Raw genomic sequence first — 8,550 nt, forward strand, 5'->3', positions numbered from 1 at the left:
GGGCTGGGCTTTACTGATTACTGCGCTGCAGCAAGTTCGTCTAGTTCATCTTCGTATAACTGGTCATCTGGTAAACGAATCGAAATATCATCAAAGAAGTAGTTGGTTACCGCGGTGAAAATAGCTGGATCGATCTCATCAATTTCTTCAACCTCAACCAATTGTTCTCCCGCAATACTGCCGGCATCAAACTGGTCCGCCAAGGCTTGCTCTGGAACATAATCTGCTGGCGCATATGCCAACGGCCAGGTTGGATTAACACCGCGCTTGGTTAGATATAAAACCGTATCAGATGCATACACTACCAAGGCGCGAGCCTGAGAACCAATAGCAAAATCTTTATTCTCCACTTCTAAGGTCACGTTACGGCCAACAACCTCGGGCTGTTTTATATCCTGCGGGCCACTGGCAAAAATATTACCATGTGCCGCACTAATATAAATATCCGCCTGACCATAACCGGAGCTAGTAAGCCCGCCAGCGTTCAGCGCGTCACCTTCGTTCGCGACAAAAGAATTGTCGGCGGTATTGTTCAGTAATATATCGCCATCAAGATTGCGAATACGCACATTACCATTCGCGCGCAGACGTTCAATTTCTAAGGCACCGCTATTCTCAACTGCAACTCGGCCATTCTGATTGGTAATTAACAGCTGCGCTACGTTGGTTTCTAAATTGCCAACACTGCCAATACCGCTTTGCGCAGAAATTTCCAAGCGCTGCGCAACAATATCAAATGATGGCGCCGCCGCATTGCTCGTAGCATCTTCTACTGAACCGCTAGCAGTAATGCTAATAACGCTGTCCGCGACGTTCACGGCTGCCAAGGTAACATCATCCGCCGCTACGGTTAAACTGCCACCATTTGAATTGATGCTAGCACCAGAAGTCATGACAACATCGTTAGACGACGTCATACGAATCTCTGTACCGTTTGTTTCCATCGAGCCGGACTGGCTAATCACACCACTCCCGCCATCAAGCTCCAGTGGGCCATTATTTGCCATTAAACTACCGGCAATGGTCATACCACCAGCAGCCGATATTAACTGCACCGAACCGGCCGACAGGCTGTCATTTATAACAATACTGTTAGCCGAAATTTGCGCCGTATTGGTAATTTGAATGTTGTCGTCAATGGTGACGGCACCGCTGCCACCCTGTATATCCAACATAGAAGACTGCACCGGCGCACTTAAAGTAAGCCCATTAGATTGCGTTTGCAGCGTACCGAGAGCACTAAAGCCATTTAGGGTAAATGCATTCACATCTACAAGGCTTACGTTGCTAGCCTGAAGAACTTTAACGCTACCAAAATCGTTCGACTGATGATCTAAAACAATATCGCCAACCGCGCTAAGCTCGGCAGAACCTGCAACTCTCACCGCGCCAGAATCGGTAATAGCGCCGCCGGATGTGAGGCTGAGCGAACCAGCATCTACGCCGCGCAATTCAGTGGCGCTAACATTGCTAAATTCTACCGCATGGCCGCTGGCTACCAAACTTACCGAGCCAGTGAAATTATTGCCGGCGTTACCGAGTTCGATATTGCCGTTATTTGCCACCACCGAAAATTCACCCTGCGACGATAGTGCCGCCGTAGACGATACATTTCCATTCGCTGCGAGGCTTACGTCATTCGCCGAACTAAGCTCGGTAATAACCAACTCGCCAGCATTTACAATAGCAACATCGCCAGCGGCCGAGCGAATCGCAAGACTGGCCGTATCAAGCTGTAATGGAGTGCCTACACTACCGGCCTCACCAATCGAACTTAACACAATGCTGGATGCATTTAACGAAGCACCGGCTGCACTGCCATCGACAACGGCGTTCTGCAACGTCAGCCTATCTTGAATAGAAACGCGCTCCGCCACTGCGATGGTATCGTTCGCTGCACCCGCAACGACAAGGCTACGTTTATTGATATAAGCAAACGGGTCGTAGTCGCCAACCTGAACCGCGCCATTGGTTAGGGTAATGGTCTCAGCTGTTGCTGTGCCATTGATGGTTAGGGTATCGGCACGCACACTATCGCGTACATCTTCGGCACCGGTATAGCGAACGTTATACACAGAGCTATCGCTACCGCTGTAACGCAGCTGGGTGTCACCATCGATATCTGGCGAATAGGCCACAGAGTAGCCCGAATTCGAGCCGCTGCTAATTAACAAACGATCACCATTGACGTGTTCACCACCATCGAGTTTTACCGAACCGGTTAAACCTGGCACGAGGGTAATACGAATTTCGTCGTCACCGGCTCCTGCGTTAATAGAGCCGCTAACAGAACCGTTTTGAATGTTAAAGATATCGCTAGCGCTTCCACCTACAAGATCGGTGAAATCGATAAAGGTAACACCGGAAACCGTTCCCGCATTCTCGCCCTGATTTAACGTCCAAGTGTTGGCTTGATTTGCCGCGTAAAGGGTAGAGCTAGCGTTGTTACCTATAACCGTTTCGATATTAATCACACGGTTTTCACCCTCACCTAAATTGACAACAACCTCGCGGGTACTTTGTAAATTCACCGAGTCGTCCACACCCGCGCCGCCATCGATATAACCACTAATACTGCCATCGGTATCAAACACAAAGTTATCGGTTGCACTACCGCCATTAAGGTTGGCGAAACCGGTAAAGGTTACGCCGTCAATTTCGCCTTGGTTTGTAGCGGTAATGGTCCACTCATTCGCTTTATTATCACCGTAAAGCGTATTGTCAAAATCGCTATTGCCGTTAATGTCCTCGAAATCGAGCGCGGTAATATCGGCGCTAATTTCCTCAACAAAGGCAACCGTAACTGCGGCATCTAATGCAGTTAAATCAAGTTCATCGCGAGCACTACCAGCGCCACCGTTAACCCAGTTGCTAATGTCGCCATCAACGGTATAGCGCACAGTATCCACAGCAGTGCCACCAGTCAGCTGTTTGATGCCGCTAAACGCTAAAGATTGCGCTCCGCCGCTATCGCTGTAGCTAAGGCTGCCTTGATCTACACCGTCAACAACCCAGCTGTTTACTTGGTTGTCGGCAATTAAGCCATTGTTTACCGCGTTATTGGCCAACAGCGTTTCCACGGCATACAGGTTAAAACGATCTGCGCTAGCCGTTTCGCCAACCACAAATGTTTGCTCACCCAAGCCGCGAGTATCAATGCTATCACTGCCCGCGCCGCCGTTTAACACACCGTCTAATTTACCTGCGCCGGTAAAAATAAAGTTGTCGGTGCCGCTACCGCCAAGCAAGTTGCTAATACCGGTAAAATTAACATCAAAAATCGACGCAACCGAACCACCATTGCGCTGATTAATACTCCATGCGTTGGTACCTGTCTCGCCACCCACCAATGTGTGACCACCAACAGCGTTTAAGCCACCGGTTAAGGTGGTAACGTTATACAACCAAGTGGAACCAGCAACATCGACAACGCTATCGCTATTAATATCGCCAGCGGCTTTTTCGCCAAGCCGCAGAACCTGCGCAACGGTAGCATTGGTGAGCACTAGTTCGTTACTGCCTAAACCACCATCAATACTACCGGTAATTTCACCACCAGCCTGAATTTCAAACCTATCCGCTAAATCGCCGCCCACTAGATGGTCGAAGTTTTCGAAGGTATAAACCGTTCCATCGCTACGTCGATATTCTCCATCGTTAACGCCATCAACAATGCGCACGCTGTCGGCCTGAGAATAAACACGCCAGGTTACATTCTGGTCATTCTCGCCCACTAAGATACGTTTGAAGCTAGAGCCAACCGAACCCGCGTCGTAACCGGTGTAGCCTTCAATGTCTTCCACACCGTTTTCTGTTGCGCCAATTTGAATCGTTACATCATCAGCCACTAGCGAGTAATTAATGCTATCGCCACCGCCAACCGGTTGGCCACCACCGCTAATGCGGCCATCAACGCGACCAACACCGGCAACACCCGACTGTAGAATAAAGCTGTCGTTACCATCGCCGCCCAAAATATTTTGAAAGCCTGTAAAACGCGTGGTTTCGGTAAGAGTGACATCGCCAACAACTTCCGAAAATTCTACTTGGCCGCGATTCAGGCCGTCGATAGTCCAGGTGTTCTTGCCGGTACTACTTTGAATTGTTGTGAAGTTTGGCGAACTGCCCGTTTGTGCGGTTAAGGTTTCGACGCGACGGAAGTTAATATCCGAACTCACCCCAGCCAGGGTAGCGGTAATGCCTGCGCCAAGTTCTAGGGCGTCGATGGCGTCTAAGGCACCAGCAGGATTTGCTCCGCCATCGATTAGCCCAGTAATACGCACATCACTGCCGCTCTGGTAGGTAAAGGTATCTTTATCGCTGCCGCCGGTAAGGTTTTCAATTTCCGTAAAGGTCACGCTATTGGTGGTGCTAACGGTACCTTGATCGCGCCCAGAAATACTCCACGCATTCGTAGTGTTTGCGCCCACCAGGGTGTCGTTATCGGTTGCATCACTGCCACCGTTCAAACTCATCGCTAAACCAGCAGCCTCTAATACAAAACTATCGGCACCCGCATCGCCATTTACCCCAGCGGAAACGTTCGCAGCCAAATTAAACTGGTCAGCATCGTCTCTACCATTAATAACACCACTAAAGTCTGCGCCGCTAACATTAAATGTATCGGCGCCATTGCTGCCGTTTAATACCGACATACCACTAAAGGTAATATTCGCGGCGTCATTATCGGTAAGGCTTTGGGTGCTATCGCTAAGCGTCCAAAGGCTAGCGGTATTGTGATCCAGTGATAAGGTATTGGTACCGGTATCAGCAAGCGTTAAGGTTAAACCGCTTTGCTCTACAGCGTATAAGTCTGCACCTGTACGCCCACTAATAGCACCGATAAAGCTGGCGCTAATATCGAAATGGTCAATACCGGAACCGCCGTCAATTTGTTCCAATGTAGAAAAGTCTAGGCCGTCCACCGAACCGCTATCCACACCGGTAATACTCCAGAAGTTTTCGCTTCTATCGTGGGCAACGACTAACTTGTCGGCAACACCAGCATCGCCATGAATATCCGTGTTTAAGCCTTGAGCATTTAAACTAAAGGTATCGTTGTCGTCACCGCCATTAACACCGCCGCTAACATTTGCACTTAGGGCAAAGGTGTCTTCACCGCCGCGACTATCAATACTGCCGTCAAAGTCACTGCTAACCGTTATTGAGTCCACGGCGCTACTGCCGGCAATGGTTTCTATTTGCGAGAAGGCAACAGAGCCAGTACCAGAGGTTACCGTCTCGCTACCGCCATCAAAGGTCCAAACACTATTTTCACCGTGATTAATATTAAGTGTGTCGATTGTATCGGTATCAACACCATCACCACCCGCACCGGCTAGTACCAAGCTCGCCTCTTGATTGGCAATATTAAAGATATCCGCATTGTCACCACCGCGTAGCTCGCCACTATAAGCTGCAGTTACACTAAAGGTATCAACGCCGTTACCACCTGCCACCACATCCATATTACTGAAGGTGATATCACCGAGCTTGCCGCCATTGGCAGAGTCCAGCTGCCAATTATTGCTTGCGCTATTCGTAAGAGTTAGCGTATCGGCAGCGCCGGTATCACCGTTAAGGGTTGTTTGAATACCATTACGGCTAAGCACAAAGCTATCGCTATTCGCACCGCCCGATACTTCAGCGATGCTCACTGCAATATTAAAGCTATCAACACCATCACCACCGGTTAACTGCTCCATCTCTCTAAAGGTAACGGTATTTTCAGACCCGCTAACCACAACAGTTTCGCTGCCACCACCGTCAATAGTCCAAGTGGTGTCTTGGTCATGCATTAAAGTCAACGAATCACCGTTGGTATGGTTTCCCGCAGTAATATCAGCAACCACCGTCGCAGCACGAATATTAAAATGGTCATCCCCGTCACCACCGGAAATAGAAGTACTAACAGGCACCCACAAATTAAATTCATCATTGCCTTTTCCACCAACTAAACGCCCAGTGAAGGTACTAACCAAAGCGGCATTAATATTGAATACATCATCGCCATCGCCGCCATCAAGCAGGCTTATCTGCGCATCAACATTAAACGTATCGACGGCAGTACCACCTTCGATTTGCTCTATACCATCGAAAACAGTGCTGTTTAGCCCATAGCTAAATGTCCCGCCGCTACCAACAAAGCCCGACGTGCTGCCGCCATTAGCAGTAAAGGTGTCAACATCCCAAGTGGTATCTAGATTATTTCCAATAATTTTGTCTGTTCCAGAATTATCAGTTGAACCGTCATTACCGTAAATACCTACAGCGATAGATCCGTCATTTGTAAAAGTGAAGGTATCAGAACCCGGTGTACCGTAAATGGAGCCAACATTTTCATAGTGCACATTGCGAATAGTAATTTCATTAGTGCCGTCTATACTCCAGCCTGTAACACCCGCAGCCCAATCAGCATAATAGGTGTCGAACGCCACGTTATTTTTACTTTCGAAACCAAAATCGTTCACAGCGACATCCTTCGCCCCGCCGCCACTGGCACCGCTATAAGCGCTACGTACTCCGCTCGCGCTAATACTGTATTTATTTCCCTCGCCAAAAGTGCTCAAGTCAATAAAATCAATAACGTCTGTAACGCCCGCCCCCTCTCCTGGCCCGCCATAGATACCACCTCGAATATCTACAAAATTCGGATATACGTTATCGACGCCATCACCGCCATACATTAGATCGAAATCGACAAAGTCCATGAAGACTTCAACACCATCCGCCGTAACCCATTCTAACTGACCATCATTATTAGAGCCGGTATCGTCAGAGTTATAAGCGTCCCCGCCGATTATTCGCCAAGTCGTCGTTTGGTTCGCATCTTTGACCCAAATTTCGTCAGCAAATAAACTGCTTCCCTGAAAACTGTTAACCCAACCTCCCGCAAGCTCAACGATTTGCGCGCTTTTATCTGCGATAATATTTTCAACACCAATAAAGCCTCCTTCGGAATTATCATTGATAAATCCAACCCGACCGCTGTACTCATTATTAAGAACCCAGGTGTAGGTCGTCATGCTTTCACTACTTAGCGAATCTTTTCCTGCCCTTAAATTCAAAACACCAGCTAAGGAGGCGCCATCTTCAAAAAGCACATTATCCACAGCCGCGCTGCCAGTAATGCTCTCAATACCGTTGAAGTCGGCAAGATGTGTTGTCACATCACCACTTGCCACTGCTTCTGAAGTAATGCTGCCGGTACCTTCGGAAGTCAAGGTCCAGTTTGTTACTACCGTAGACTCAGTTTCGCTTTCCGCTAGGGTACGAACAATCTTATCGCTATCAGTGCCAGCAGCAGAACCACCGCTAACGCCCCCCACAAGATAGCCACCAACGAACTCAAAGGTATCGTCACCGGCGCCGCCAAACAAGCTCCCCATGTCAAAGAAATCTAAGCCCGCAACATTACCGTCGCCCTCACCAATAATCGTCCAAGAAACAGCGGTATTAGCTAACGAAGAGTAGGCGAGGGTAATATCAGCATCACCTTTCGCACCCTCAATACCATCAACGCCGGCGACAGTTTGGTTGCTAGCATAGTCGGATCCGTTCAAATTAACGGTTCCACCCCCAACAACCGATGTGAAATCCACAGTATCGCCAACACCCGAACCAGCGCTAATTGAACTGAAAGCACCATTACCTGTAACGCTATCAAAAGAAAAATTGTCTGCCGTCTGATCAGCGGCAACTATTTTTTCAACACCGCTAAAAGAAGTCGTACCGGTGGCAACAACGCTATAGGACGAGCCTGAGAGATTCCAATTTGATACCGCTTTGTACCCATATAAAGTATCAGCGGTACCAGCCCCACCCTGCACGCTGCTCGAAAACGTATCACTGAGCAAATGAAAACTATCGTTATCATCACCGCCATTAACAGCCACTGTGACATTGGCAGTAAGATCAAATTGATCATCACCCTCACCACCATTAAGGCTGCCCGTAACAACGCCTTCAATAGAGAACTTATCAATACCCGCCCCCCCAGAAAGGTCACCGACAAAGTTTGTACCTGCTGCGGTTTTAAATTCATCCGCACCACTACTTCCGTTGATAGTTCCAGTTATTGAAGTGTTTATATTAAAAATATCTTTGCCAGAGCTTCCGTTAAACACATTAAAGTTCGCGTAGCTAATCTCAGCGCCACTATTAACCGTGCCACTAGTGGCGCTCATATTCCAGATGCTTTCTGTACTGTAATCTAGGTTTAAAGTATCGGCATCACCGGTACCGGCATTCAAGTCCAACAGTATTGCGGCAGTTTTCACAGTGAAGCTATCACTACCACCCCCACCACCAATACTGCCTACAAACGCAGCCGAAATTGCAAAGGTATCTGCACCCGCGCCAGCTTGAATAGATTCAATGCTGGTAAAAGCAGCAGTATTTAAACTACCGCTATTGGTGCCGTTAATTGTCCAGGTGTTAGCGGTGGTATCTGTGCTAACAATCGAAAGGGTGTCGTCTTCAACATCATCAGCAGTTCCACCAGAAATAACAGTCGTTAAACCGCCCGCCAGAATAAAATCGTCTGTACCC

The 8,550-nt window shown here is 48.4% G+C and carries 1 protein-coding gene; it reads right to left on the reverse strand.

Annotated features, from left to right (window positions below; all coding sequences use genetic code 11):
* Positions 1–17: 17 nt before the first annotated feature.
* On the reverse strand, positions 18–8,550 hold an 8,533-nt coding region (locus IDZ20_RS01290), incomplete at its 5' end, for a beta strand repeat-containing protein (RefSeq protein ID WP_188149626.1).

Origin of the sequence: Teredinibacter waterburyi, assembly GCF_001922985.1 — a bacterium.
Lineage (GTDB): Bacteria > Pseudomonadota > Gammaproteobacteria > Pseudomonadales > Cellvibrionaceae > Teredinibacter > Teredinibacter waterburyi.